This is a genomic window from Microbispora sp. CA-135349 (genome assembly GCF_050947365.1).
Classification (GTDB): domain Bacteria; phylum Actinomycetota; class Actinomycetes; order Streptosporangiales; family Streptosporangiaceae; genus Microbispora.
Genome location: NZ_CP192001.1, coordinates 3,002,351 through 3,028,507 on the forward strand (window position 1 = coordinate 3,002,351; position 26,157 = coordinate 3,028,507).

Here is a 26,157-nt window from a genome sequence, read left to right on the forward strand (position 1 = left end):
CGCCGCAGGTTTCGTTGATCCAAGAGGGGGCTCAGTGCGAGGGCGTGTGCCGGTGGCCGCCGGTTTGGCCACGGTGGTCCTGCTGACGCCGGTGACGGGCGCGCAGGCGGATCCGAAGCCCACGGTCGCGCAGGCCAAGGCGAAGCTGAGCAAGCTCAACAAGCAGGCCGACACGATCGTGGACCGCTACAACGCGGCCAACGAGAAGTGGAAGAAGGCGAGGGAGAAGTACCTCGCGATCAACGGCGACTACAAGAAGCAGAACGTCCGGGTGGAGGCGCTCCGCTCCGGGCTGGTCACGATGGCCGTCAACAGCTACCAGGTCGGCGACATGGGGTCGTTGGGCGGCGTCTTCTCCGGCGGCGACCCCGACGCGATGCTCAGCGGCCTCGCGACGCTCAACCACATCTCCGCCGAGCGTGCCGGGCGGCTCAAGGAGTACGAGAGCGCCATCAAGGACCTCAAGGACCGCCGCGACCGGAGCAAGGCGCTCTACAAGGAGGCCACCGACGTCAGGGGCGAGCTCGCCGGCGAGAAGGAGAAGGTCGACAAGCTCGTCAGGGAGCAGATGAAGCTCCTGCGCTCACTCGGGACGTTCAACCCCGGCAACCCCAACAGCCCCGGCGTCGTCTACACCGGGCCCGCGTCCGGCAACGCGCTCGCGGCTCTCCAGTTCGCCTACAAGCAGGTCGGCAAGCCGTACCGCTACGGGGGCACCGGACCGGACGGATGGGACTGCTCAGGGCTCGTGCAGGGCGCCTGGGCGGCGGCCGGGGTGACCCTGCCCCGGACCAGCTACGAGCAGTGGGCCTGGGGGGCGAGCCGCCGGGTCTCGCTGGACGAGCTCCAGCCGGGAGACCTGCTCTGGCACGCCGGGTACGGGCATGTCGGCATCTACGCCGGTGACGGCAAGGTCGTCCACGCCCCGCAGACCGGCGATGTTGTGAAGATTGTCACACTTGCCGAGTATCACGCGATCGGCGCCGTCCGCCCCTGACGTCCGCGACTTCTGTGCTTTTTGTGGCTGCTGTGACCGGATTCGCCGCTCGTTGCCAGGATTGTGAGCAGAGTCACATTTAGCCCTTTCGCCCTGCGGGTACGCTGCCGTTTCTTCTTGGTGACCTTCGTTATCTGATCTTTACGCGGCGGGAGGGCTTTGCCGAACGCGGCGGGTCCTCGGTAGCTTCTGGGCCGCGGCGAGCACGCCTCGCCGTCGCGAGCCCGGTCCGGCCGGCCGGTCGCGCAGTCATCCACCGTCATCGGCGCCCTTCACCACTCTCCCCTTCGCGGGATCCCCCCGGCGCCGGTGGCATGCCGAGTCCGTGCAGTCAGGAGGCACGGAGCCGGGGAACCATCGACCTTCACCGAAGGTCCGGGGTGAATCGGCGCGTCGCGCGCCGTAGGGCGACTTCCCCGCCCGAACCCGTCAGCTAACCCGGTAGGCGTGAGCGGAAGACCCGAGGAGAGATCCTGTCTACCACCCCCGCTAGTCTGTCCCGTCTTGCCCGAATTGCCCTTGGGGGTGCCGCTTTGACGGCATCCGTAGGGGTCGCCGGTGCGCAGCCGGCGGCGGCCGACACGGTGACGGTCACGGTCGTCAAGACGGACACAGCGGCGAAGACCGCCGCGAAGACGACCACGAAGACGGACACGAAGGCGAGCACCGGCACCACCGCTCGCAAGGCCGCCGTGAAGAAGCAGCAGACCAGGCAACGCGCCGCCAAGCGGAAGATCGGCAGGGGCGTGCTCCAGCAGGTCAAGGCCGAGCGCGCGGTCAAGGCCGCCAAGAAGCAGATCGGCGACCCCTACCGCTACGGCGCCACGGGACCGGGCGCGTTCGACTGCTCGGGCCTGGTCCAGTACGCCTGGCGCCAGGCGGGCGTACGGCTGCCGCGCACGACGTGGTCCATCCGCAGCGCGGTCAGGAAGAAGGTGTCCTGGGGTCACTTCGAGCCCGGTGACCTGATCTTCACGAGCGGCGGCGGCCACGTCGGCATGTACGTCGGGCACGGCAAGATGATCCACGCTCCGCACACCGGCACGCGGGTCCGGATCGACAAGCTGGACGCCTACCGGAGGAGCACCTTCGTCGGTGCCGTCCGTCCGGGCGTCTGACGGGCACCGGTCACCAGCCCCCTCGACCGGCGCCGTCCCTACGGCCCCGCCCACCTCGCCGAGGTGGGCGGGGCCGTGACATGTGCTGGTTAGCATGCACGGCGTGACTCCTCCATCCCCTGAAGGGGACGGTCTCCTGCCTTGTCCGGCTGAGATGTCCCCCTGCCGGATGGACCCGGCAGTCCCCTCGCCAGAGCGGACGGCTCCGCGGGCGGCGCCCGGCGAGGCCTCCGCGGTGCCCGGGAGCGTGGCGGCGCCTGCGCGGGCCGATCGGCGCCACCCCGCAGACCCGCCCCACAGGTTCCGTCTCCGCCGCACGGCGGCCGTCGCCGTCGCGCTGGCCGTGCTGCTGGCCGGGCCTGCCGCCGCGGCCCCGCCCGACCCGCTGCGTCCCCTGCTGACGCGTGCCCGCGCCGCCGTGCGGGAGCATCCGGACATGTGGACCGGCGCCTCCGTCGTCCGCGGCGAGCGCGTCGTCGTCGTCGGATCGCCCGGGTCGCTGATCGCCGGGATCGCCGCGGTGGCCGGCGAGGCGGACCGTACGGTGTCGAGGGTCTGGGGGAACCACGGCCGGGGGCACGAGGGCGCGGTTGTCCTCGTGCCGCGCACCGAGGAGCAGGCGGCCGTGCTGGCCGCGCCGGCGAAGGTGGACGATCTGGCGGCCGTCGCCACGGCCGGCCGGGTGATCGTGCAGCCGGCCGCGTTCGCCCGCCTGACCGCGACCGGCCGTCTGGTGGTCGTGACCCACGAGCTGACGCACGTCGCGACCGCCGGCCCCCGCGCCGTGCCGATGTGGCTCATGGAGGGCTTCGCCGACTATGTCGGCTATCTGGACAGCGGCCTGCCGGTCCGGACGATCGCCGCCGAGCTGGCCGCCGACGTGGCCGCGGGGAAGGCGGCGCTGCACAATCTGCCGGGGTCCGCCGACTTCGCCGCCAGGCCCGCCCAGGCGTATGAGGAGGCGTGGCTGGCCTGCCGCTACATCGCCGTCCGGTTCGGCGAGCGGAGCCTGGTCGCGCTCTACCGCGCCGCGTCGCGCGAGGAGATCGGCGCGGCCCTGCGCGAAGTGCTCGGGCTGACCGCCGAAGGCCTGACCCGCGAATGGCGGTCCTACACGCGCGAGCAGCTCGCCCCGTCCTGATCACCACAGGGCGTTTTCACAGGGCGACGGCGAGGCCGCGGCTGCGACAATGCGTTCTCGGGCGGCGCGCGGGCGGACCGCCCGGCCACGCCGGCAGCGGGGGTGAGGATGACGAAGCGGACGCTGATCATCACGAACGACTTCCCGCCCAGACCGGGCGGCATCCAGGCGTTCGTGCACGGCCTCGCCTCGCGCAGGCCGCCCGGCTCCGTGGTCGTGTACGCCCCGTGCTGGAAGGGCTGCGAGGAGTTCGACGCCCGCCAGCCGTACGAGGTGGTCCGTCATCCCTCCTCGCTGATGCTGCCGACGCGCTCGGTGGCGAGCAGGGCGGCGGCGCTGGTCGAGGACGGCGCGACCGTCGTCTTCGGCGCGGCGGCGCCGCTGGGGCTGCTCGCCCCCGCCCTGCGCGCCGCCGGCGCGGGCCGGATCGTCATGCTCACCCACGGGCACGAGGCGTCGTGGGCCCGCCTGCCGGGGGCGCGCGCCCTGCTGGGCCGCATCGGCGCGGGGGCCGACGTCGTGACCTACCTAGGCGAGTACACCCGCCGCCGGATCGCGCGGGCCGTTCCCGCATCCAGGCTGGTACGGCTCGCGCCGGGGGTGGACACCACAGCCTTCCGCCCGGGAGCGGGCGGCGACCGGGTCCGCGCGTCGCTCGGCCTGGGAGACCGCCCGGTCGTCGTGTGCGTCTCGCGGCTGGTGCCGCGCAAGGGCCAGGACGTGCTGCTGCGGGCCTGGCCGCTCGTCCTGCGGCGCGTCCCCGGCGCGGCCCTGCTCCTGGTCGGCGGCGGCCCGTCACGACGGTCGCTGGAGCGGACGGTCGCCCGGGCCGGCCTGCGCGGCTCGGTGGTCGTCACCGGGTCCGTCCCCTGGGCGTCCCTCCCGGCCTACTACGACGCGGGCGACGTGTTCGCCATGCCCTGCCGCAGCAGGTTCGGGGGCCTGGACGTCGAGGGCCTCGGCATCGTCTACCTGGAGGCGTCGGCCACCGGGCTGCCGGTGGTCGCCGGGTCCTCCGGAGGCGCCCCCGACGCCGTACGGCACGGCGAGACGGGCCTGGTGGTCGACGGCACGTCGCACACGGCGGTGGCCCGGGCGCTGTGCGATCTGCTGGCCGACCCGGCCCGCGCCCGGGCGATGGGCGAGCGGGGCCGGGCCTGGATCGAGGAGGAGTGGCGCTGGGACCTCGTCGCGACCCGGTTCGCCGCACTGCTTTGACTTCGTTTCCCGGCTGCGGACCGGGCTTCCTCCGGAGGATTCGGTGAAGGAAGGCCACCTCAGCCGGTGAACACCTCCACCAGCAGGAAGCCGTTCAGCGCGCTGATCACGGCGGCGACGACGACGCCGGCGACGGTGGTGAGGCGGCGGTTGACGAGGTCGCCCATCAGCTTCCTGCTGCCGGTGAACGCCACGAGCGGCACCAGGGCGAACGGGATGCCGAACGACAGCGCGACCTGACTCAGGACGAGCGCCCGGGTGGGATCCACCCCTGCGACCAGGACCGCCATGGCCGGGATGATCGTGACCAGGCGCCGCGCCAGGAGCGGCACGCTGCGGCGCAGGAACCCAGCCATGATCACCTGCCCGGCGTAGGTCCCCACGCTGGAGGAGGCCAGTCCGGAGGCGAGCAGGGCGAGCGCGAACGCGACGGCCGCCCCGGGGCCGAGGACCTGCCCGAGACCGGCGTGGATGGCCTGCAGGCTGCCGGGATCGCCGCCTCCGAACGTGGCGGCGGCGACGGTCAGCATCGCCATGTTCACCAGCCCGGCGGTGCCGAGGGCGACGGCGATGTCCATCCGGCTGGCGCGCACGGCCTCCCTGCGCGCCGCCTCCCCGTGCCCGCCCTGGTGCTGGGTGAGGGCCGAGTGCAGGTAGACGACGTGGGGCATGACGGTCGCCCCGATGATCCCGGTGGCCAGCAGCAGGCTGTCGGTGCCGGCCAGGCGGGGCACGAAACCGCCCGCCACACCCGCGAGCGACCCCGACAGCAGCACCTGGTAGGCGAAACCGGCCAGGACCACGGCGAGCATCGCCGTGACGGTCGCCTCGAACCTGCGCCGCCCGCGCGGCGCGAGCATCAGCAGCAGCGAGGAGACGACGGCCGTGATCGCGGCGGCGGGCAGCAGCGGCACACCGAACAGCAGGTTCAGGGCGATCGCGCCGCCGATGAACTCGGCCAGATCGGTGGCGGCGGCGACCAGCTCGGCCTGCACCCACAGCGGCAGGCTCACCCGGCGCGGCAGGGTGTCCCGGCACAGCTCCGGAAGGTTGCGGCCGGTGGCGATGCCGAGCTTGGCCGACAGCGCCTGCACGAACATGGCCAGCACGTTCGCGACGGCGATCACCCACAGCAGCATGGTGCCGTACTGGGCGCCGCCCGACATGTTGGTCGCGAAGTTGCCGGGGTCGACGTACGCCACGGAGACGACGAAGGCGGGGCCGCACAGGCCGGCCAGCCGCGCCAGGCGGCCCGGCGACGACCGCCGCGCGGCGGGATCCGCGGTGGTGGGAAGCGCGGTGGCATCGGCCGTGGGATGGGCGGTGGCGGGGACGGCGGCGGCGGGATCGGCGGGCGCGGGCCCGTTCACGGGACGGCGGGAGTCGAGCACGAAAGCCTCACAGGAAACAGGTCTGGACGGGAGGCGGCGGCCTCGCGGCATGGCGGTCGCGGCCCGCCGTGCTGGGGCGTGGCGCCGTGCGGCCCACAGGCGTGGCGCGGTGCGGCCCACAGGGTGACGCCGTGCGGCCCACAGGGTGACGCCGTGCGGCCCACAGGGTGACGCCGTGCGGCCCACAGGCATGGCGCGGCGCGGTGCCGCGGGCCGACGATCGGCGCGGCCATCGGGGCAGGCGGTCGTGGAACAAGCGCCCCGCCGGGGCGGCCTTCAGGCCCACCGGGCGCGGCACGCGGGCCCGTGCGGGCTCCGGGGGTGAGATGAGCGGCCGGAGCGGAGGGCCGGTGCCCGACCGGCCTCCGCGTTCGCTCACGCCTCGGCGGAGCCGGTCAGGTGAGCTTGTCCTTGAGCTTCCCCACGGGCCCCACTTCGGTGCCGAGGGCGGGGCCCTTCGGCTCGCCCATGCTGCCGTCGTAGGTGTCGTACAGCTTCGGGTCCGGCGGCGGGGCCATGGCGGGATCCCCGAGCGGCTCGGGGTTGAGGAGATAGGCGAACCGGTGGCGGCCGTCGGGCTGCGGCCCGCTCGCCCAGCCGCCCGCCTGGGCCTCGGTGCCGTCGGACACGTCCCAGATCGTCTCCGCGTGCTCGGCGTGCTCCTCGTCGAACAGCGCGTTGGGCACCACGACGTCCTCCAGGCCGTCCGTCCGCAGTTCCTCGATGGCCTTCAGCCACAGGTTCTGGTGCAGGGTGTCGCGGGCGAGGTTGAACTTCAGCATGTCCTTCACGCCCCGGTCGTCGGTCATGTGGTACAGCCGGGCGGTCTGCAGCCTGCCGTGCGCCTCGGCGGCGACGTTCGCCTGGAAGTCCGCGAGCAGGTTGCCGCTCGCGACGATGTAGCGGCCGTTCCAGGGGTACCCGTTGCTGTCGGCCGGCAGGGGCCCGCCCCCGGCCACGATGGCCTGCTGCGGGTCCATTCCCCCGAGCACCGCGCCGAGCACGGGGTCGGCGGTGGCCATCTTCGTGACCGCGGTCGAGGGCGCGCCTTCGAGGAGGCGGGCGACCATCGTGGCGAGCATCTCGACGTGCCCGATCTCCTCGGTCGCGATGTCCATGATCAGGTCTTTGTACTTGCCGGGCATGCGGCAGTTCCAGCCCTGGAACAGGTACTGCATGGTGACCGTCATCTCGCCGAAGGCACCGCCGATGAGCTCCTGGAGCTTGCGCGCGTACACGGGGTCGGGCTTTTCTGGCCGGGCCTCGAACTGCAGGCGACGGTTGTGCCGGAACATATGACTCCTTGCGTAGGAAACCACAGGGAGCCGCAGGCCTTAAGCGGGCCAAGGGCGCGACCCCGCTGGTACGTGTGGTGGGGGGTCACGCATAAATCCCAACACGTGGCGCAACGGGACCACAGGAGCGACACCTAACGAAGGGCCCAATGGATGGACAGGTGCCTGCCCACGCCTCGATTGCGCGCGAACAACCCGCTGTTCGCCCATAGCGGGTGGTGGGAAGGACCGGAGCTTCCGGCGGCGCCGGACGTGAGGCCCGGCGCCGCCGCCGGGTCAGTCGAGCTTCACGGAGCCGCCCGTGGCAGGTGTGCTCAACTGCGCGCTCGTCCGGCCGGTGAGCTCCTCCGGGGAGACGCTGTGCCGCGACCCGTCCTGGAGGATCGTCGTGACGCTCTTGACGCCGCCACGAGGTGAGGCGTTCTCGCGCTCCTCGGTCGTCGGCGCGTCCGGCCACCAGGCCGCGAAGTAGCCGCCGGTGACGGTCGCGTTCACGCTGCCTTTCGCCTCCGTGGAGAGCTGCAGGCCCACCACGCCGGCACCGACCCTGCCCGTCACGATACGCACGCTCTCCTCACTCGAGCTCACGACCGAGCCGAGGGCGGCCCGCGCCGACCCCGCGGGAACCGGCGGAAGCGGTTGTGCGTCGGCCCCCGGCGTGGAGCCACCCGCCGCGGCGATGTCGCCATCGCGGAACAGGCATCTGATCTCGGCCAGATGGCTGCTGTCGTTGACGTAGACGAGCGTCCACGGCCCCCTGCCCTCAGTCACCACGGGCCGGAAGCCGAGCTCGCGCCCGGTCGTGCGCTTGGCGATGTCCTGGGCGCGGTCGAGGCACTTCTCCTGGGCCTCGGCGGCCCTGTCACCGCTCACCCCCAGCAGGGCACGAGCCCTGGGGTCGGCGCCGGTGTCCAGGTCGGCGGGAGTGACGGCCGGGTCGAGGTCGCGCAGGGCGTGGCCGAGGGTGTCGTTCATCGCGTGCTCCGGGGGTCCACGGTGGCGGTCGCCACGGGCTGGGTTGTAGTGGTGAGGGCCGCGTCGGCGTGGTGGCGCAGGGCACGCCGGGCCCGGGTGAGCCGAAGCCGGAACGCGACGGGGGAAATGCCGAGCACCCGCGCGGCCTGTGGGGCCGTCCAGGCGCCGCCAGGCGGCGAGGAACACGTCGGCGATCACGTCCTCGGCGTGGGAGGGGTGGACGCGACGCTCGACGAACCGCAGTAACGCGGCATATGTCTGCTCGTAGATGTGGGCGAAGCGCTGGGCGCGCGGTGGTCCGGTGTCGGTGTCGTTCATGCCTGCGTCATGTCCGGCAGGCCCACAGGTGTGTCGCGAGCTTCCGGCCGGCGCGGTGACATCTCGGTAGGGGCCGAGAAGCAGGCTTCGCTGTGGGGTTGCTCCGGTACTTCGGCCGGCGCCGGGCGCCGGGCGACCAGGCGCCTGGCCAGTGGCCGGGCTCGTGACGGGGTGTCAGGGTTTGCGGCCGATGCCGCCGGCGACGCAGATGCCGCCGAGGTCGAGGGGGTAGGACGCGGGCTCCTCGGGGCGCCACTCCGGGACGTGCACCACGCCGGGCTCGACCAGGTCGAGGCCGTCGAAGAACCGCACGATCTCGGGCATGTCCCTGGCCCGTCCGGTGCCGAGCATCTGCAGCAGCACCGCCTCCAGTTCGCGCATCTCCGGCGCGCAGGAGCAGAAGTGGGTGAGCTGCATGTAGCTGCCCGGGGCCAGGCGCGCCTTGTAGGCGTTCACGAGGCCCTGCGGGTCCTCCGCGTCGGCGAGATGGTGGACCACGGCCACCAGCAGCAGGCCGACGGGACGGGAGAAGTCGAGGAAGGCCTCGACCGCGGGATGGCTGAGGATCACCTCAGGCTCGCGCAGGTCCGCGGTGATCACGCGCGTGCGCTCGTCGGTCTGCAGGATCGCCCGCGCGTGGGCCAGCACGATGGGGTCGTTGTCGACGTAGACGACCTTCGCGGCGGAGTTGATCCGCTGCGCGACCGAGTGGGTGTTGTCCATCGTGGGCAGGCCCGAGCCGATGTCCAGGAACTGGTCGATGCCCTGCTCCGCCATGTACTTCACGCCGCGGAACAGCATGGCGCGGTTGTTGCGGGCGCCCTCGCCGCGGTCGGGGAAGTGCCGCATGCCCTCCATGGCGACCGCGCGGTCGACGGCGAAGTTGTCCTTGCCGCCCAGGAACGCGTCGTAGACCCGCGCGATGCTGGGCTTGGTCGTGTCGATCTCCGGGGGGAGGTAGCCGGGATCGCGGTGCGCCCAGTTCCAGCTGCCGACCCTGTCGCCCATCGCCCGCCCTTCTCCAATCCTTGATCACGGATTGCGTCTGGAGCATAACCAAGGGAACCGCAACGTTGCGGATTCGCTGCGATATTTTCGGCGACGAGCGTCGAAGGAAGGCGTCCGACCAGCTCGCTTGGTTCGGCACAGACGAAGAATCCGGTGCTCAGCACTGCCGTGTGTGAAATTTACACAGGCCCGGCCCACCGAAACCTTTCGTCCTCCGACTCCCCCGTGGAGAGTCAGCCGCCGTATAGTTCGTCGATCTGCTTGGCGAAGTCGCGGGCGACGACGTGCCGCTTGATCGACTGCTTCGGCGTGACGTGGCCGGTCTCCTCGCTCAGCTCGATGTCGAGGATGCTGAACTTCTTGATCTGCTCGGCCTTGGAGACCGTCCGGTTGGCGTCGTCCACGGCCTGCTGCACCTCGGCGAGGACCGCAGGGTCGGAGCAGAGCTCGGCCATGGAGGCGCCGGCTCGGCCGTTGGCCTGCTTCCACTGCTCCATCGCCTCGTGGTCGAGTGTGACGATCGCCCCGATGAACGGCCTGTCGTCACCGACGACCATGACCTGGCTGATCAGGCGGTGCGCGCGGATGGCGTCCTCGAGGGGCGCCGGGGCCACGTTCTTGCCGCCGGCGGTGACGAGGATCTCCTTCTTGCGGCCGGTGATGCTCAGGTAGCCGTCGTCGTCGAGGCGGCCGACGTCCCCGGTGTGGAACCAGCCCTCGGGGTCGATCGCCTCCTTGGTGGCGCGCTCGTTGTTCCAGTAACCGTCGAAGACGTGGCGGCCCTTCACCAGGATCTCGCCGTCGTCGGCGATGCGGATGCTCACGCCGGGGAACGGCTTGCCGACCGTGCCGATCTTGTTGGCGCCCGGGATGTTGACGGTCGAGGGCGCGCTGGTCTCGGTCAGCCCCCAGCCCTCGAACACCTCGATGCCCACACCGCGGAAGAAGTGGCCGAGCCGCTCGCCGAGGGCCGAGCCGCCGGAGACCGCCGCCGTCAGCGCGCCGCCCGTGGCCGCCCGCAGCTTGCCGTACACGAGTTTGTCGAAGACCGCGTGCTTGAGCCGGGCGCCGAGGCCCGCCCCGCCGGAGCTCTCGGCCTTGCTCCACTCGATCGCGGCCCGTACGGCGGCGTGGAAGATCTTCCCCTTGCCCTCGTCCGTGGCCTTCTGCTCGGCGGCGTTGTAGACCTTCTCGAACACGCGCGGCACGCCCAGCAGGAACGTGGGCTTGAACTCCCGCAGGTCGGGGGCCACGTTCTTCATGTTCGGGCTGTGCGCGAGCACCGTACCGGTCTCGATCAGGACGACCTGGATGAGCCGGGCGAAGCTGTGCGCCAGCGGGAGGAAGAGGAGCGCGGCCCGGCCCTCCACGTCGAACAGCATCTCCAGCGGCCCGAGAGAGACGTTGCGCGCGGTGAACAGCAGGTTGTCGTGGGTGAGACGGCAGCCCTTCGGCATGCCGGTCGTGCCGGAGGTGTAGATGATCGTGGCGAGGTCGCGCCCGCCCCGGCTCGCCCTGCGCTCGGCGAGCGTGTCGCCGGTCACCTCCGCGCCGAGCCGCTCCAGCTCGGCGAATCCGCCGCCGTCGATCCGCCACAGCAGCGGCAGATCGGGCGCGGCCTCGCGTACGGTCTCCTCGTGGGCGGCCTGCTCGACGATCGCGGCCTTGGTCCCGCTGTCGCTCAGGATCCACTTCACCTGGTCGGCGGAGGAGGTCTCGTAGACCGGCACCCCGACCGCGCCCGCCGCCCAGATGGCGTAGTCCGCGACCGTCCACTCGTACCGGGTGCGCGACATCAGGGCGACCCGGTCGCCGGGCTCGATCCCGGCGGCGATCAGGCCCTTGGCGACGGCCGCCACCTGATCCCTGAACTGGGCCGCGGTGACCGGTGTCCACGGCGTGCCCGGAGCCTCGCCCTCCTTGCGGCGGATGACGACGGCGTCCGGCTCGTCCACGCCGCGCTGGAACACCACGTCGGTGCAGTTCGCGGACGGAGGCACGTCCACCAGCACGGGAACGCTGAACTCGCGCACGGGTCACTCCTTCGCGCACGGCCGCGCGGTCCCCGGAGCGCAGGGCAGGGGCCGCGTTGCGGGCATGACTCTTTGTGTCTCACTGGACGCTACCGCGCGATGTTACGCGTGGGTAGATTCGTCACCCAGGCGTTATCCAGGGACAAATCGACGCTATCAGTGTCCCCGAGACGCCGGGTCCGACACCTTTCCGTGACCCAAGCGGTTGCTAGGTAAAGCGGCCGTTACCATGTCGGCATGCGCATCCACGTGGTCAGCGACGTCCACGGCCGGGCCGACGCGCTCGCCCGCGCGGGCGACGGGGCCGACGCCCTGATCTGCCTCGGCGACCTGCTCCTTTTCATCGACTACGCCGACCACTCACAGGGCATCTTCCCCGACCTGTTCGGCCCGCAGAGGGCGAGCGAGTACGTGGACCTGCGCGCGGCGGGCCGCTTCGACGAGGCGAGGGAACTGTCCGCCGGCCTGTGGGCCTCCCTCGACGGAGACCCCCGCGACCTCATGGAGGCCGCGGTCCGGCGCCAGTACGAGGAGATCTTCTCGGCCATGCCGACGCCGGCCTACCTCACGTACGGCAACGTGGACCTGCCGCGCCTGTGGGCCGACCACCTGCGGCCAGGGCAGCGGGTCCTGGACGGCGAGGTCGTCGAGATCGGCGGGCTGACCTTCGGGTTCGTCGGCGGCGGCCTGCGCACGAAGTACCGCACGCCGTACGAGATCGACGACGAGGAGTACGCGCGCAAGGTCGAGGCGGTGGGCGAGGTGGACGTGTTGTGCTGCCACATCCCGCCCGCCATCCCCGACCTGCTGTACGACGTGGTGGCCCGGCGGTTCGAACGGGGGAGCGAGGCCACGCTGGAGGCGATCAGGAGGACGCAGCCGCGCTTGGCGTTGTTCGGTCACGTCCACCAGCCGCTGGTCAGCCGCACCCGTGTCGGTCGCACGGAATGCGTCAACGTCGGCCACTTCCGCGGCAGCGGCACGCCTTTCGCCCTGGAATGGTGAAGTACGGTTGGCGCATGGCTGATCGCACTTCGTCGAGCATCACGATCGGCGCCGGCCGGTCGACAATCATGGCCGTCATCGCCGACTTCCCCTCTTATCCGGAGTGGGCCGGCCAGGTGAAGAAGGCCGAGGTCCTGGAGACGGACGCCGACGGCCGTGCCTCCCGGGTCCGCTTCGTCCTCGACGCGGGCGTGATCAGCGACGAGTACGTCCTCGGGTACGACTGGGACGACGACGCGGGCGTGAGCTGGCGGATGACCGAGACCGGGAAGATGCTCTCGGGCCTGACCGGCAGTTACCGCCTGGCCGAGAACGGCGGCGGCACCGAGGTCACCTACGACCTCGCCGTGGACCTGAAGGTCCCGATGATCGGCATGATCAAGCGCAAGGCCGAGAAGGTCATCGTCGACACCGCGCTGAAGGGGCTCAAGCGGCGCGTCGAGAGCCGATGAGGACCCTCCTCTTCACGGGGAAGGGCGGGGTCGGCAAGACCACGGCCGCCGCCGCGACCGCCACGCTCGCCGCCGAGCGCGGCAACAAGACGCTGGTCGTCTCCACCGACACGGCGCACTCGCTCGCCGACGCGCTCGGCGTGCCGCCCTCGGCCGAGCCGGTCGAGGCCGCCCCCGGCCTGCACCTGCAGCAGGTGGACACCCAGAAGTCGCTGGAGCGGCACTGGGGCGAGTTACGCGACTACGCCGGCAACGTGCTGGCGGAGCTCGGCCTCGACGAGGTCACCGCCGAGGAGATCACCGTGCTGCCGGGCGCCGAGGAGATCCTCGCGCTGCTCGAACTGCGCGAGCAGGCCCGCACCGGCCGCTGGGACGTGATCGTCGTCGACTGCGCGCCGACCGCGGAGACGCTGCGCCTGCTCGCCCTGCCCGAGGCGCTCGACTGGCACGTCAACCGGCTGCTCCCGGCGGGCAGGCGGATGCTCAGGGCGTTGTCGCCGGTCATCCGGCATGTCGCCAAGGTGAGTGTGCCCGAGGGCCAGGTCGTCTCGGCGGGGGAGCGGCTGCACCGGGGCCTGCTCGAGGTGCGCGCGCTGCTCACCGGCGACGACGCGTCCGTGCGGCTCGTGCTGACCCCCGAGGCCGTGGTCGTCGCCGAGGCCCGCCGTACGCTCACCTCTCTCAGCCTGTACGGCTATCGCGTCGACGCGGTGATCGCCAACCGGGTCTTTCCGGCGGAGGGCGCCGACGAGTGGCGGCTGGGCTGGGTGGAGGCCCAGGCCAGGCAGCTCGCCACCGTGCACGAGTCGTTCGCGCCGCTGCCCGTCCTCACCGTCCCCTATCTCCCGGCGGAGCCGGTGGGGACCGCCGCCCTCGCGGGGCTCGCCGCGCGGATGTACGCGGACCGGGACCCCTTCGCGCGCCCGGACGTCGAGCCGCCGCTGAGGTTCACCGCGGACGAGCTGGCCCTGTCGCTGCCGCTCGCCGACCGCGACGACCTCGACCTCGCCCGCAAGGGGGACGAGATCATCGTCACCGCCGGGTCCTACCGGCGCGTCATCGCCCTGCCCGCCGCCCTCGCCCGCCGTGAGATCTCCTCGGCCGCGCTCCGGAACGGCCGGCTCCGGGTACGGTTCGAGGCAGGAGGGGCGATATGACGGATTCCAACGACACCACCCCGCGCAGCCAGGACCCGCTCGGGTCGGCCGCGGAGGAGGCGATGAAGCTGCTGGACGCCGTACAACGGCGGATGGGCCGAGAGTTCGGCAAGGGCCTGGTGAAGGGCGGTGTGAGCGGCTTCGGGTCCGCCTTCGGCGGAGCCGGCGCGGGCGGCCGGGGTGACGACGTGTGGAGCGAGGCCGTCTCCGAGGACCACGACGAGTACGTCTGCCGGGCCTGCCCGGTGTGCCGGGTCATCGCCGCGCGCCGCGAGGCCGGAGGCGACGTCACCGGCCATCTGATCGCGGCGGGCGGGGAGCTCTTCGCGGCCTTCCGGCAGGCGGTCGACGCCCTGCAGCGGCCCCCGGCGAGCGGCAGGGCGCACCCGGCCGGGGAACGGCGGTCCGGTGAGCCGAAGGTGGAGCACATAGACCTGGGCTGACGCCCAGGTTGAAGGCGGGCGACGGCGGGATTGCCACAACCCGGCTCGATCGGCTTCAATCGGCGCGGCGTGATGCCTCGTGTGAAACCGGCTCCGGCGGAAGCGGCTCGTGTGAACGACGCTCCGGTGGAAGCGGCTCGTGCGGAAGCGGTTCCTGTGGAAGCGGCTCGTGTTGAAGCGGATCGGGCGGAAGGAAGACAGCATGGCGCTGACCATCGGCGTGGACGTGGGCGGTACCAAGATCGCGTATGGTGTCGTCGGCGAGGACGGCGCCATACTCGAGCGTGGTCTGCGGCACAGCCCGGCGGGCAGCCCGGAGAAGATGGCGCTCACGATCGCCGACGCGGTGGCCGAGCTCGCGGCCCGGCACGAGGTCGAGGCGGTCGGCATCGGCGCGGCGGGCTTCGTCGACGAGACCCGCTCGGTCATCCGCTTCGCCCCCAACCTCGCCTGGCGCGAGGAGCCGCTGCGCGAGAAGGTGGGCGAGCTGGTCGGCCTGCCGGTAGTCGTCGAGAACGACGCCAACGCCATGGCATGGGGTGAGTACCGCTTCGGCGCGGGCCGGGGCGAGAGCCACGTCGTGTGCGTGACCGTGGGCACGGGCATCGGTGGCGGCATCGTGCTGGGCGGCGAGCTCTACCGCGGACGGTGGGGGATGGGCGCCGAGCTCGGCCACATGCAGGCGGTGCCCGGCGGCCGCGCCTGCGGCTGCGGCAACAGCGGCTGCTGGGAGCGGTACGCCAGCGGCAGTTCGCTGCTGATGGAGGCCAGGGACAACGCGCAGGCCGACCCCGCGGGCGCCACGCACCTGCTGCGGCTCGGCGGCTCGGTCGAGGGCATCCAGGGCGAGCACGTGACCGAGGCGGCGCGCCGGGGCGACCGGGCGGCTATCGACGCCTTCGAGTCGCTCGCCGGCTGGCTCGCCCAGGGACTGGCCGACCTGGCCGCGGTCCTCGACCCCGGGTGCTTCATCATCGGCGGCGGCGTCTCCGGCGCAGCGGACCTGTTCGTCGACCGGGTGCGTGAGGAGTTCGCCGCGCGGCTGACCGGCCGGGGGCACCGCCCGCTCGCCGAGATCAGGGTGGCCGAAATGGGCCCGTCGGCCGGGCTGGTCGGAGCCGGTGATCTCGCCCGGCTCCGCTGACGGCGTGCTGCGGGTCGCGACCTACAACGTCCGGGGGCTCAGGGACGACCGGAGGGCGCTGGTCCGGGTGATCCGGGCCCTCCGGCCGGACGTCCTGTGCCTCCAGGAGGCCCCCCGCCTGCCGGGCTGGCGGCGGGAGCGGCGCACGCTGGCCCGCGCGGCCGGTCTGTCCGTGGCAGCCGGCGGCCGGGTGGGCGGGACCGCCGTCCTGATCGCCCCTGCCGTACGGCTCCTGCACGGGCGTGGGCACCGCCTGCGGTGGTTCGCCGGGCTCGAGTGGCGCTCCGTCGCGCTCGCCGTGGTGGAGAAGGACCGCGAGAGATACGCCGTGTGCTCGGCCCATCTCGATCTCCTGGCGGCGGCGCGCCTGAGCCACGCCGCCCAGATCGTGCCGCTCCTGGAGCGCGCCGCCCGCGAGTTCGGGGCCGCGCCGGTGCTCGCCGGTGATCTCAACGAGGCTCCCGGAGCCCCGGTCTGGCGCCTGCTCGGCGGCCGCTACACGGACTGTTTCACGGCCGCGCGAGGCCCCACGCCGGCAACCGGTTCGGCAACCGGGTCGAAGACCGCGCCGGAAACCGGGCCGATCATTGGGCCGATCACCGGGCTGGAGACCGCCGCGGACGGGGACGCCGGCCGGGCCGGCGCGACGTTCCCGGCCCGCGATCCCCGCGTGCGCATCGACGCGATCTTCGCGGGTCCGGACCTGACCGTCGTGTCGTACGGCGGCGCGGACGTCCCGCCCGGCGACCTGGCCGTCGCGAGCGACCATCGGCCGGTCGTCGCCGAGATCGCCTTCACGTCGTCCGCGCGGGCCTGACGCCCCCTTCGCCCGCGTCCGGCGTACGCGCTGGTCGCAGGGGACGGCGGGCACCCGGATTCCCTCCGGTCGGGCAGGAGTGACACCGCCGCGCACCCGCATCTCCGGGTAATCGGATTCGCGGCCTGTGTGACGGGGAGTGCCCGCTCACCCGTACGATCGTTTCATGACCCGCCGCCTCATACGGCGTGCGGTGCCGTTGTGTGTGCTGTTCGCCGGCCTGCTGGCCGGACTCCTCCCGCGCGCCACATCGGTCGCGCACGCGTACGCAGGGACCGACCGCGCCCAGGCGGAGCGCAGCCCGTCGGGGGACGAGGTCGCCCAGGACGCGGGTTCCTCCACCGGACGACTCCAGTCCGACGGTTCGCTGTCCGACGTCGCCGGCCTGTCGGCCAAGGACATCTGGGCCGTGGGCCAGGCGAACGCGTGGGACTTCTGGCGCAACCAGGGCGTCATCACCCACTGGAACGGATCCTCCTGGAGCGAGGTGCCGATCCGGGGCGACGCCACCGGCGCCGGGCACCTGCGGTCCGTCGCCGCCGCCTCCGCCACCGAGATCTGGGCGGTCGGCGACGGCCACGACGGCCTGCCGTACGTCGCGAAGGGCTCGCGCGACGGGTTCGACCGCGTCGGCGTGCCGCAACTGCGCACGGGGGACTGGCTCGGCGGCGTCGCCGCCTCCTCCGGCCGGCTGGTCGCGGTCGGCAGCCGGGACGGCAAGGCCTTCCTGCTGAGCAGCGGCGGCGCCGCCAAGGGCACGACCTGGAAGACCGGCCAGGGCCCGGAGGGCGCGATGTACGGCGTGGCGCTCGCGGGCCGGTCCGACGGCTGGGCGGTGGGCGACTCCGGCTCGGGCCCCCTGGCCATGCGCCTGACCGGCAGCGGGTGGAAACAGGCCGACCTGCCGGAGATCAAGGGCGGTTTCCTGCGGGACGTGTACGCGGACGGCCGCAAGCGCGCGGTCGCGATCGGCGGCGTCTACCAGAGCGGCGGCATCTCCCCGCTGGTCCTCGAATGGGACGGCCGGCACTGGAAGCGGGTGACGCCGCCGGAGCGGCGCGCCGAACTGTACGGCGTCACCGGCGACGGCGACGGCACCTTCTGGATCTCCGGATACGACCCGGGACACGAGACGGAGGGCTTCCTGCTCCGGTACGACGGCTCGCGCTGGACGACGCTGCGCGGCCAGGAGGCGGCCGCGGATCGCACGGTGCGGCTCCAGGCGGTCGCGCACGTCGACGACCTCACGATGGCGGTCGGGCACACGCTGGACGGAAAGAGCCGCTACGTCGACCTCGTGGAGCGGTTCGCCCCGCCGTCCGGCGGCGCGGACGCGGCGGCGGTGGAGGCGGCCCCCAGCGCGGATTGAGAATCCCGCGCGGTGAGGGCGGCCGGGGCGGGGTGGGTGCCGGTAATCAGACGACCGCGCCGTCGTCCCAGCCGGAGTCGGCCGGCGGGCCGTCGCCCATGCGCACGACGAGGATCACGAACCCCGCGATGAACGCCGACACCGCGGCGAACACGATCCAGCCGTCCATGGGCCAGTGCAGCAGAGCGGCCAGGAGCAGGTAGGCGGGACCGCCGAACAGCGCCAGCCAGGAGATCCGGCTGAGCGCGTCCCCCGGCGGAAGCGGCGGAGGGGGCGGCGGGATGTAGTGGTCCTCGTCGTCGCCGACCGGCGCGGCGGGCTGCTGCTCGCCGGTCTCCTCGACGTCCCGGGTCCCGTCGCCGGGGGCGCTGTCGCCGGTGCCCCCGGCGACGGTCTCCTCGGTGATGTTCTCCCGGTCGGGCCATGGCTGTTCGGCCGAGGCGTCCTCGGCTGTCTCGTTGAACGAGGCGACGATCTGGCGCCAGACCTCGTCCTCGTCACTTTGCGGCGTCACGTCGATCCCGGGTCACAAGTCCTTGGTCAAGGGTACCGAGGTGTGGGAGCGGATGAACTCCAGGCTCCCTTCGAAGATCACAGGCGCGTCGTTGTCGAGGGTGGCGACATGGTAGCTGTCCGCCAGCTCTCTGACCTCCAGATTGTTTCCCATCCTGGCCTGCAGGAACGCGACGCTCTCCGGCTTTACCACATGGTCGTCCCTGCTGTGGAACACCAGCACCGGCTGGGTCACCTTGGCGATGTCGGACTGGACGAGCTTCCACAGCCGGGGCAGCGTGGCGGCGGCCCGGACGGGCGTGCGCGGGTAGCCGAGCTCGCTCGCGCCCTCCTTCTTGATGTCGCCCGCGACCCCCGGGATCGAGCGTACGACGTACTTGAGCGCCGGAGCCAGCCGCAGCAGCGGCACGTCGTTGATCACGGACGGGTTCACCACGACGACGCCCGTCACGGCGTCGCCGTGGACCTCGGCCAGGCGCAGCGCCATGCAGCCGCCGAGGGACAGGCCCATCGCGAACGCCTGCGTGCACCGGCCGCGCAGATCGGCGAACGCCTTGTCCAGCTCGGCGTACCAGTCCTCCCAGCGCGTGCGGCTCATCTCCTGCCACGTCGTGCCGTGACCGGGCAGGCGTGGCAGGGACACCGTGAGCCCCGCACGGGCGAGGTGTTCGCCCCATGGCCGGAGGGACTGCGGCGAGCCGGTGAACCCGTGACAGAGCAGGACGCCGATCTCGCCGCCCTCGTGGTGGTACGGCTCCGCACCGGGCAGCACTGGCATGGGATACCTCCGTGAAACGGCGGCGTGTTCCGCCCGATACTCGCACGTTGGTCAGCGTTAGTGCGAGAGGGCTGGGCGTGCGAAGATGACTGCACATCTGAGCCGAGGGGGTGCCCGCGTGTTTTATTGGGTGGTGAAGGCCATCCTCTGGCCCATCCTCCGCTTCGTGTTCCGCCCCTGGGCCGAGGGGGTGGAGAACGTGCCGAAGGAGGGACCGGTCATCCTGGCCGGAAACCACCTGTCGTTCGCGGACCACTTCTTCGGGGCCGGATTCCTGCCCCGCAAAGTGATCTCTTTGGGCAAGGCGGAGTATTTCACCGGCCGCGGACTCAAGGGAATGGTGAGCCGCGCCTTCTTCTCCGGCGTCGGCACCGTGCCGATCGACCGTTCCGGCGGCAAGGCGAGCGAGGCGGCGCTCCGCACCGGTCTGCGCATCCTCAGGGAGAACCAGGTGCTCGGCATCTACCCCGAGGGAACCCGCTCGCCCGACGGCCGCCTCTACAAGGGCAAGACGGGCGTGGCCCGGCTCGCGCTGGAGGCCCGGGCGCCGGTGATCCCGTGGGCCATGGTCAACACGTTCGAGATGATGCCGCCCGGCCGGCCGATCCCCAAGTTCGGCATCCGCCCCGGAGTCCGGTACGGCAAGCCGCTCGACTTCTCCCGCTACTACGGGATGGAAAACGACCGACTCGTCCTGCGCGCGGTGACGGACGAAATCATGTACGCGCTGATGGAGCTGTCGGGCCAGGAGTACGTCGACAAGTACGCCTCGGCGGCCAAGACGGAAACGACGAGGGCAGCTCGCGAGAATTCCTAATACTTCCGGACCGGACGGGTAACGTGGCGATGTCCGCCGCGCACGGTTCAGACACGTCCTCAGGATCGGAAGGCGTAGAGCATGCCAGCACACAGGCACGGCACATGGGCCACGCCCGGCGCCCGCAGGCACGAAACTGACAACGGAGCGGACAACGGAGCGGGCAGCCCGGCCACGATCCCGGCGAGCAGGCCCGCCTCCAGGGACGTCGTTCGCGGGTGCGCCGGATGAGCGTCCGCGAAGAGCAGCAGGCCGAGTCCGGCTATCTGCCGCACCGCCAGATCCTCGTCGTGCTCTCCGGGGTGGCGGCGGGAATGCTGCTGGCCGCCCTCGACCAGAGCATCGTCGGCACGGCCCTGCCGCGCATCGTCAGCGAACTCGGCGGCCTCGACAAGCTGTCGTGGGTGGTAACCGCCTACCTGCTCACCTCGACCGCGGCGACCCCGCTATGGGGCAAGATCTCCGACCTGTACGGCAGGCGGATCATCTTCCAGACCGCCATCGGCATCTTCCTGCTCGGCTCGGTGCTGGCCGGGCTGAGCCAGAACATCGGCGAGCTCATCGGTTTCCGGGCGATCCAGGGCCTGGGCGGCGGCGGCCTGATGGCGCTGGCGTTCAGCATCATCGGCGACGTCATCCCGCCGCGTGAGCGCGGCCGATACCAGGGCTACTTCGGAGCCGTCTGGGGCACCTCCAGCGTCGCGGGGCCGCTGCTCGGCGGCTTCTTCACCGACGGCCCCGGCTGGCGGTGGATCTTCTGGATCAACCTCCCGATCGGGCTCATCTCGCTCGTCGTGACCTCGATGGCGCTGCGGATCCCCTTCACCCGCCGCAGCCACCGCATCGACTATCTGGGCGCGGGGCTGATCGTGGCCGGTGTGTCGTGCTTCCTGCTCTACCTCGACTGGGCGGGCGGCGAACTCGGCTGGACCTCTCCCGGCGCGCTGGCCCTCCTCACCGCATTCGTGGCGCTCGCGGCCCTGTTCGTGTTCGTCGAGTTGCGGGCGGCCGAGCCGATCCTGCCGATGCGGCTGTTCCGCAACAAGATCTTCAGCGTGGGCAACGGCTTCAGCTTCCTCGCGGGTCTGGCGATGTTCGGCGGCATGATCTTCCTGCCGGTCTACCTCCAGGCGGTCCAGGGGATGTCGCCGACAGTGTCGGGCCTGGCACTGCTGCCGGCGGTCTGCGGCATCTTCTCCACGTCCATCGCGTCGGGGCAGATCATGAGCCGCACCGGCCGATACAAGATCTTCCCGATTCTGGGCGGGGCGGTCCTCCTGGTGGCCATGTGGCTGCTTTCCACGATCAAGGTGGACACGCCGTACTGGCAGGTGGCGGTCTACGCCTACTTCTTCGGCGCCGGGCTCGGATTCACCATGCAGACCATCGTCACGGCGATCCAGAACGCGGTGGAGCGCAGCGACATGGGCGTGGCGACGAGCTCGACGACGTTCTTCCGGTCGATGGGCGCCGCCATCGGCACGGCGATCATGGGCGCGGTCCTCACCAACCGGCTCACCCACTACCTGGCCGCCGAGTTCGGCGGCAAGATGCCGCCCGGGCGCGTGGACGCCAACAACGTGCAGGCGATCCAGCGGCTGCCGCAGCCGGTCAAGGACCATGTGCTGGTCGCGTTCACCAGCGCGATCGACGACGTGTTCCTCGCCAGCCTGCCCTTCGTCGCACTCGCGCTGGTCGTGGCCCTCTTCCTCAAGGAGATCCCGCTCGCCGCGCGGAACACCGAGGGCCCGGCCGCGATGGGCTGACGCCGGCGCGTATCCGTTGTGCGGAGCCGCGGTCCGGGCGTGCGCGGTCAGGGTGTGCGGCGTGCGCCGGTCCGGCGGTGCGCGGTCGGGACGGCGTCAGGCGAGGTGCGCGCGGATCTCACGGATATGGGCGGGGGCCGTGCGGCAGCAGCCGCCCACATAACGGGCGCCGAGCGAGGCCCAACCGGCCGCCGCCCTGCCGAACTCGACGGGATCGGCGAGACCCAGCCATCGGCGGTTCGTGGCGTCCCATGTCTCGCCGGAGTTCGGGTAGACGATCGAGGCTCCGTGTTTGATCAGATCGGGCATGAAGCGCGGCGCGGTGCAGTTCACCCCCACGGCTACCACCTGAGGGAGGCCGGCGAAGATCGCCGCACACTCCTCGAACGGTGTTCCGTCGCTGATGTGCTCGCCGTCACGGCAGGAGAAGGTGACCCACGCCCGTACGGACGGCGTCTCGCGCAGGAGCCTCGCGAGCGCCCGCGCCTCGGCACGAGACGGGATCGTCTCGCAAGCCAGCAGGTCGGCCCCGGCCCCGGCGAGGATCTCGAAACGTTCCCGATGCCAGTCGGCCAGGCCGTCCTCGTCGAGGTCGTAGTCGCCGGTGTATTCCGCGCCGTTGGCCAGGTAGGCGCCGTACGGTCCCACGCTCGCGGCGACCAGCCCATGCCCGGCCTCGTCCCTCGCCTGTACGGCGATCCGCACCGACAGCCCGATGAGGTCGCGGGCCTGCCGGGGGGTCAGTCCGTGCCGTACGAACCCGGGGATGCTCGCCTGGTAGCTCGCCGTGGTGGCGACGTCGGCCCCGGCCTGGAAGTAGTCGAGGTGCGCCCGCCGGATGACGTCGGGATCGTCGGCGAGTAGCCGTGCCGACCACAGGTCGTCGCTCAGGTCGCAGCCGAGTGCCTCCAGGTGCGTGGCGAGGCCGCCGTCGAGGACGATTGGGTTCATACCCGGCAACATTACGTGCTGAGGGAGATGGATATGAGCCGGGGGAGGCGGACGACGCCGAGCCGCGGGGCAGGACGAAGCGCGGCGCGGTGAGCCTCGGTCCTGGTCTCTCCCGGCACGCGAGCCGGCCTGGCCCCGGACTGGTCCCGGCCTCCCGGTTTGTCCCCGGTTTGGTTCCGGCCTGCCCCGGCCTGCCCCGGCCTCCCGGTTTGGCCTCGGTTTGGTCCCGGCCTCCCGGTTTGGCCCCGGCTTGCCCGGCCTGCCTGCCCCCGGTTTCCCGGTTGGGTCCCGGCCTGCCAGGAGGCCTGAGACCGAGCCGGGGCGCGCGCACGCTCGGTGCTCGCTCGGTGCCGGCGTCGACGTTGTCGCGGACGTCGACGGCTGCTGCTGCGGTCGACCTCGTGCTGGGCGGTCGCGGGTGGCGTGCCGGGAGGGATCGAGCCGGGCGCGCCCGTGGCGCGCCGCGACCCTCAGGGGAACCGATCGCCGGCTCGGTGCGTTGGCGGCACATGGGGCTGAAAGGGCTCATCAATCGGTTGCTGCGCCGCCGGTCTCCCGTCCCCGCAGGTGGACGCGACGACCGGCCCGACACGGGAGGGGTGAGGGAGCCGCGGCGTCCCGCACCCACCCCGCCGTCCGACGTCATTCGCCTACCGGAACCCTCGTAGTGGCTTCGCTCTGAGCGAAACCCAACCGGCGTGGCCGGGCCCGGCTTCCCCGCCGGGGTCCCGGCCAAGCACGGCCGGCTGCTCTCCTCGCCGGTACCCCCGCTGCCCCTGCGTCAGCTCCGCCGGGTGATGGTTTCTCCGGCGCCGTCTCACGACCGCTTCCAGAAGGGACGCCGGCCCTCCCTCGCGCCGGGAGCCGCCTTGCCGCCGGGAGCGGAGCCGGCGCCGCCGGCCAGAGCGGTCAGCAGGTCGGCCGTCCGCCGCCACAGGTCGTCGAGCGAGACCTCCGCCCATTCGGCTCTTTCCAGGTCGCCCGCGAGCGCGGCGAGTTCCGGATGACCGCCCGCCATCTGGACGACGACGCGCAGGCGGCTGGCGAGATCCGCCAAATAGCGCCGCCTCTCCCGCTCCGGCAGCGACTCCGCCTGGCCCAGCTTCGCGAGCTCCTCGGCCAGCAGTGGCCGGATGCCCGCGAAATCCGTGACCGGTGCGGTGCCCTCGCCGGGATGAGGCAGGAACCCGCCGGCGGAGGCTCCTCGGGAGCCGCCGACGGAGAACCCACGGGACGCTCGTCGCGGAGCAGGCGCGGGCACGGCGGCGTACGGCGGGGCAGCAGGCGCCGCAGGGGGCGCGCCCGGCGGCGGGGCCGCGGCGATGGGCCGGTCCGCCGCCGAGCCGGTGGCGGTCTCAGGCCCGGCCGTGGTGAAAGCGGCCATTCTCGCCATCATCGGCGCGCCCGCGACCATCATCGGCACCGTGGTCGGCAGCTCCCAGCCGCTCGGCGGTTCGACCGGCTGGATCACGCGATGCTCCGGGCCCCCCTCGCCGGCGACGCGGGTGTCGACGGCCACGAAGGCGGTGAACCGGCACAGCACGCCGAAACGCAGCGAGATGTCGACGATTCGCGGTTCGAGGGAGTGATCACCCGTGGCGTATCGGTCCTCCAGGCCGCGCAGGTGCGCCCGCGCCCACACGGCCCGGGTCGCCGGGCCGTGGGCGGGACGACCCTCGATCCGCTCCTCCCAGGGGCGGCCGTCGGCCGTGCGGCCGTGCACGGTGAGGGCCCCGGCGGGGCGCCGTCCCCGGTAACGCCCGCTCACGACCAGAGGGACGCCGGGGTAGAGCGAACCGGCATGCGTGACGGTGTCCGCCACGAGATCCATGCCCTCCGCCTTCAGCGCGACGTCCGTCACCAGCGGCGAGCCGATGCGCCGGTGGATGTGCTCCATCGCCGCGTCGAGCCGGTCCTCCGACTCGACGAGTTCGCACCGCCCCGACCCGAGCAGGGCCAGCCGCCCGAGGAACCCCGCGTTCACCGCTCTGTCGATGCCCACGGTGTGCACCCGTACCCCGTGGAGCCGGGCGCCGATGCGTTCGAGGATCTCGTCCTCGTTGCCCACCTGACCGTCGGTCACCAGGACGAGCACCCGATCGCGTGCCTGCTCGCCGTACAGTCCGAATCCACCGTGCCGGCCGTCCTCACCCGGCTGACCGGGGTTCGTGCCGGTGGCCTTCCCCGGAGCGGGCGCAGTGTGGCCGTCGAGCAGCCACAGGGCCTCCTCCAGGGGAGCGAGCATCTCCGTCCCCCCGCGCGCGTCGAGCCGGGACAGGTGCTCGACGGCGCGGTAGCGGTTGCGGTCGCTCGCATCCACCAGTCCGCCCGAGAAGGCCCGCTCCACCACCGAATCGAACGAGAGCACGGCGAACCGGTCATGCCGGGTCAGCGTGTCGACGATCCGGGCGGCGGCGCGGCGCGCGGCCACCATCTTCCAGCCCGTCATGCTGCCGGAGCGGTCGAGCAGCAGGACGACGTCACGGGACGCGGTCCGAGTGGCGTCCTCCGGCGGCGGCAGCAGGGTCAGCACGAAGGTTCCCCCGGCGTCGGCCGTGTCCTTCGCCGTGTCCCTCGCTGTGCCTTCGGCGGAGCCGCTGCCGTCGGTCGTGCCTTCGCCGGGTGAGCCGGCGTTCGCGGCGTCGTCCGGGACGAGCGCGAGCGATGAGGAGGCGTCGAACGCCAGGCGCAGGATGAAGTCACGGTCGAGCCGCTCGCCGGGCTGCAGCCTGATCGTGTCGCCCTCCCTGCCGACCTCATGCAGGCTGGAACGGACCTCACGCAGGTCGAGCCCGGTGGGGTCGATCGTCGTCGCGAGCGACAGCCGTACGGGATAGGGGAAGCCGGGAAGCAGGACGGGCGGCGTGATCCGGGAGGCGTCGGGCACGGCGTCGGTGTCGGGTGCCACGCCGCCACCGGCAGACGGGCCGGGCAGCGGTGCCCCGGGGATGTAGCGGGGGGCCACGACCAGCGGGAAGCGGAACTCGGCCGCGCCGTCCTCGTAGGGAAGCGGCTGGCTCAGCGTGAGGCGGACCACCACGCGCTCCCCGGGAACGATGTTGCCGACCCTGATCGTGAACACGTCGGGCCGGTCCTCCTCGGCGATCGCCGCGCGCCTGCCCTCGGCGAGTGCCCGGTCGTAGTCGGCCCGTGCCTGCCCGCGCTCCTTGAGCACGCCGTCGACCACCCGGTCGTCCGCCTCCATCCGGAAGGCGGTGACCGCGGCCCGCGGCGGCAGCGGGAAGACGTACGTCGCCTCCAGCGACACGTCGAAGGCATTGCGGAAGGTCTGGACGACCTCGACGCCCGCCACCAGTCCGGTGACGTGGGCGGCGACGTCCACGCTTTCCAGCGGAAGGTTGCCCTTCTCGGTCTCCAGCGCTCCGAGCCCGGCGTCCGGCACGGGCCGGCACTCCTCCGGCCGCAGAGGTGTGATGGGAACGGTCATGAC

General features: G+C 72.1%; 22 protein-coding genes and 1 riboswitch. Of the genes, 13 read left to right on the forward strand and 9 right to left on the reverse strand.

Translation table 11 applies throughout. The annotated features are described in order from the left end of the window. The first annotated feature begins 34 nt into the window (after positions 1-34). The 4 genes from ACQPZZ_RS14130 (at position 35) to ACQPZZ_RS14145 (ending at position 4,474) form a co-directional block, all read left to right on the forward strand. Complete coding sequence (locus tag ACQPZZ_RS14130) at positions 35-997, forward strand: C40 family peptidase (protein WP_432932253.1); 963 nt, start codon at positions 35-37, stop codon at positions 995-997. 305 nt (positions 998-1,302) lie between these two features. Continuing rightward, positions 1,303-1,456, forward strand: a riboswitch (cyclic di-AMP (ydaO/yuaA leader). A gap of 74 nt (positions 1,457-1,530) precedes the next feature. Further along, positions 1,531-2,115: a C40 family peptidase gene (locus ACQPZZ_RS14135; RefSeq protein ID WP_432932254.1), complete on the forward strand. Its 585-nt coding sequence runs from the start codon at positions 1,531-1,533 to the stop codon at positions 2,113-2,115. Between the two features lie 247 nt (positions 2,116-2,362). Then, positions 2,363-3,256, forward strand: a complete 894-nt coding sequence (locus ACQPZZ_RS14140; RefSeq protein WP_432932256.1) for a hypothetical protein — start codon at positions 2,363-2,365, stop codon at positions 3,254-3,256. 108 nt (positions 3,257-3,364) lie between these two features. Then, the gene (locus ACQPZZ_RS14145; protein WP_363637050.1) at positions 3,365-4,474 is read left to right on the forward strand and encodes a glycosyltransferase family 4 protein; all 1,110 of its coding nucleotides are present in this window, start codon (positions 3,365-3,367) and stop codon (positions 4,472-4,474) included. Between the two features lie 59 nt (positions 4,475-4,533). Here ACQPZZ_RS14145 and ACQPZZ_RS14150 read toward each other — a convergent pair whose 3' ends face one another. From ACQPZZ_RS14150 to ACQPZZ_RS14170, 5 genes are all read right to left on the reverse strand, one after another. Then, complete coding sequence (locus ACQPZZ_RS14150; RefSeq protein WP_432932258.1) at positions 4,534-5,865, reverse strand: Nramp family divalent metal transporter; 1,332 nt, start codon at positions 5,863-5,865, stop codon at positions 4,534-4,536. 395 nt (positions 5,866-6,260) lie between these two features. Continuing rightward, positions 6,261-7,160 (reverse strand): manganese catalase family protein, encoded by a 900-nt coding sequence (locus ACQPZZ_RS14155; RefSeq protein WP_432932260.1) that lies wholly within the window; start codon positions 7,158-7,160, stop codon positions 6,261-6,263. A 276-nt stretch (positions 7,161-7,436) separates the two neighbouring features. Further along, the gene (locus ACQPZZ_RS14160; RefSeq protein ID WP_432932262.1) at positions 7,437-8,453 is read right to left on the reverse strand and encodes an RNA polymerase sigma factor; all 1,017 of its coding nucleotides are present in this window, start codon (positions 8,451-8,453) and stop codon (positions 7,437-7,439) included. Between the two features lie 174 nt (positions 8,454-8,627). Beyond that, positions 8,628-9,461, reverse strand: coding sequence for an SAM-dependent methyltransferase (locus tag ACQPZZ_RS14165; protein WP_432932264.1), 834 nt, complete (start codon positions 9,459-9,461; stop codon positions 8,628-8,630). Between the two features lie 233 nt (positions 9,462-9,694). Further along, complete coding sequence (locus tag ACQPZZ_RS14170; RefSeq protein ID WP_432932266.1) at positions 9,695-11,494, reverse strand: AMP-dependent synthetase/ligase; 1,800 nt, start codon at positions 11,492-11,494, stop codon at positions 9,695-9,697. A 237-nt stretch (positions 11,495-11,731) separates the two neighbouring features. On the opposite strand from ACQPZZ_RS14170, the gene ACQPZZ_RS14175 reads away from it, so the two are divergent. The 7 genes from ACQPZZ_RS14175 (at position 11,732) to ACQPZZ_RS14205 (ending at position 17,881) form a co-directional block, all read left to right on the forward strand. Beyond that, positions 11,732-12,499, forward strand: a complete 768-nt coding sequence (locus tag ACQPZZ_RS14175) for a metallophosphoesterase family protein (RefSeq protein ID WP_432932268.1) — start codon at positions 11,732-11,734, stop codon at positions 12,497-12,499. Between the two features lie 14 nt (positions 12,500-12,513). Beyond that, on the forward strand, positions 12,514-12,951 hold the full coding sequence (locus tag ACQPZZ_RS14180; protein ID WP_432932270.1) for an SRPBCC family protein: 438 nt from the start codon (positions 12,514-12,516) through the stop codon (positions 12,949-12,951). Then, the gene (locus ACQPZZ_RS14185; RefSeq protein ID WP_432932272.1) at positions 12,948-14,108 is read left to right on the forward strand and encodes an ArsA family ATPase; all 1,161 of its coding nucleotides are present in this window, start codon (positions 12,948-12,950) and stop codon (positions 14,106-14,108) included. Before ACQPZZ_RS14180 ends, ACQPZZ_RS14185 begins: the two co-directional genes overlap by 4 nt. Then, positions 14,105-14,551 carry a DUF5304 family protein gene (locus ACQPZZ_RS14190; RefSeq protein ID WP_432932274.1) on the forward strand — a complete coding sequence of 149 codons (447 nt, stop codon included), beginning with the start codon at positions 14,105-14,107 and terminating at the stop codon, positions 14,549-14,551. Before ACQPZZ_RS14185 ends, ACQPZZ_RS14190 begins: the two co-directional genes overlap by 4 nt. A 202-nt stretch (positions 14,552-14,753) precedes the next feature. Then, a complete protein-coding gene (locus tag ACQPZZ_RS14195; protein WP_363637030.1) occupies positions 14,754-15,695 on the forward strand; it encodes an ROK family glucokinase in 942 nt (313 codons plus the stop codon). Positions 15,696-15,699: 4 nt separating this feature from the next. Further along, positions 15,700-16,512 carry an endonuclease/exonuclease/phosphatase family protein gene (locus ACQPZZ_RS14200; protein ID WP_432932276.1) on the forward strand — a complete coding sequence of 271 codons (813 nt, stop codon included), beginning with the start codon at positions 15,700-15,702 and terminating at the stop codon, positions 16,510-16,512. Positions 16,513-16,678: 166 nt separating this feature from the next. Beyond that, on the forward strand, positions 16,679-17,881 hold the full coding sequence (locus ACQPZZ_RS14205; protein ID WP_432932278.1) for a hypothetical protein: 1,203 nt from the start codon (positions 16,679-16,681) through the stop codon (positions 17,879-17,881). A gap of 46 nt (positions 17,882-17,927) precedes the next feature. Here ACQPZZ_RS14205 and ACQPZZ_RS14210 read toward each other — a convergent pair whose 3' ends face one another. After that, the gene (locus ACQPZZ_RS14210) at positions 17,928-18,395 is read right to left on the reverse strand and encodes a hypothetical protein (RefSeq protein ID WP_432932280.1); all 468 of its coding nucleotides are present in this window, start codon (positions 18,393-18,395) and stop codon (positions 17,928-17,930) included. Positions 18,396-18,407: 12 nt separating this feature from the next. Beyond that, positions 18,408-19,172: an alpha/beta hydrolase gene (locus ACQPZZ_RS14215; RefSeq protein WP_432932282.1), complete on the reverse strand. Its 765-nt coding sequence runs from the start codon at positions 19,170-19,172 to the stop codon at positions 18,408-18,410. A 118-nt stretch (positions 19,173-19,290) separates the two neighbouring features. Here ACQPZZ_RS14215 and ACQPZZ_RS14220 point away from each other — a divergent pair, with 118 nt between their 5' ends. Then, positions 19,291-19,989, forward strand: a complete 699-nt coding sequence (locus tag ACQPZZ_RS14220) for a lysophospholipid acyltransferase family protein (RefSeq protein ID WP_432932283.1) — start codon at positions 19,291-19,293, stop codon at positions 19,987-19,989. A 227-nt stretch (positions 19,990-20,216) separates the two neighbouring features. Continuing rightward, a complete protein-coding gene (locus ACQPZZ_RS14225; protein ID WP_432932285.1) occupies positions 20,217-21,755 on the forward strand; it encodes an MDR family MFS transporter in 1,539 nt (512 codons plus the stop codon). A 96-nt stretch (positions 21,756-21,851) separates the two neighbouring features. Here the strand turns inward: ACQPZZ_RS14225 and mmuM are convergent, their stop codons facing one another. Next, on the reverse strand, positions 21,852-22,706 hold the full coding sequence (gene mmuM, locus ACQPZZ_RS14230) for a homocysteine S-methyltransferase (RefSeq protein ID WP_432932286.1): 855 nt from the start codon (positions 22,704-22,706) through the stop codon (positions 21,852-21,854). Between the two features lie 817 nt (positions 22,707-23,523). Continuing rightward, positions 23,524-26,154, reverse strand: coding sequence for a VIT domain-containing protein (locus ACQPZZ_RS14235; RefSeq protein ID WP_432932288.1), 2,631 nt, complete (start codon positions 26,152-26,154; stop codon positions 23,524-23,526). Between the last annotated feature and the right edge of the window lie 3 nt (positions 26,155-26,157).

Bases quoted from the DNA above. Each gene is read 5' to 3' on its own strand.
- ACQPZZ_RS14215 (WP_432932282.1), bottom strand. From the start codon at position 19,172: ATGCCAGTGCTGCCCGGTGCGGAGCCGTACCACCACGAGGGCGGCGAG.
- ACQPZZ_RS14155 (WP_432932260.1), bottom strand. From the start codon at position 7,160: ATGTTCCGGCACAACCGTCGCCTGCAGTTCGAGGCCCGGCCAGAAAAG.
- ACQPZZ_RS14235 (WP_432932288.1), bottom strand. From the start codon at position 26,154: ATGACCGTTCCCATCACACCTCTGCGGCCGGAGGAGTGCCGGCCCGTG.
- ACQPZZ_RS14185 (WP_432932272.1), top strand. From the start codon at position 12,948: ATGAGGACCCTCCTCTTCACGGGGAAGGGCGGGGTCGGCAAGACCACG.
- ACQPZZ_RS14145 (WP_363637050.1), top strand. From the start codon at position 3,365: ATGACGAAGCGGACGCTGATCATCACGAACGACTTCCCGCCCAGACCG.
- ACQPZZ_RS14165 (WP_432932264.1), bottom strand. From the start codon at position 9,461: ATGGGCGACAGGGTCGGCAGCTGGAACTGGGCGCACCGCGATCCCGGC.
- ACQPZZ_RS14225 (WP_432932285.1), top strand. From the start codon at position 20,217: ATGAGCGTCCGCGAAGAGCAGCAGGCCGAGTCCGGCTATCTGCCGCAC.
- ACQPZZ_RS14205 (WP_432932278.1), top strand. From the start codon at position 16,679: ATGACCCGCCGCCTCATACGGCGTGCGGTGCCGTTGTGTGTGCTGTTC.
- ACQPZZ_RS14190 (WP_432932274.1), top strand. From the start codon at position 14,105: ATGACGGATTCCAACGACACCACCCCGCGCAGCCAGGACCCGCTCGGG.
- ACQPZZ_RS14175 (WP_432932268.1), top strand. From the start codon at position 11,732: ATGCGCATCCACGTGGTCAGCGACGTCCACGGCCGGGCCGACGCGCTC.
- ACQPZZ_RS14160 (WP_432932262.1), bottom strand. From the start codon at position 8,453: ATGAACGACACCGACACCGGACCACCGCGCGCCCAGCGCTTCGCCCAC.
- ACQPZZ_RS14180 (WP_432932270.1), top strand. From the start codon at position 12,514: ATGGCTGATCGCACTTCGTCGAGCATCACGATCGGCGCCGGCCGGTCG.
- mmuM (WP_432932286.1), bottom strand. From the start codon at position 22,706: ATGAACCCAATCGTCCTCGACGGCGGCCTCGCCACGCACCTGGAGGCA.
- ACQPZZ_RS14195 (WP_363637030.1), top strand. From the start codon at position 14,754: ATGGCGCTGACCATCGGCGTGGACGTGGGCGGTACCAAGATCGCGTAT.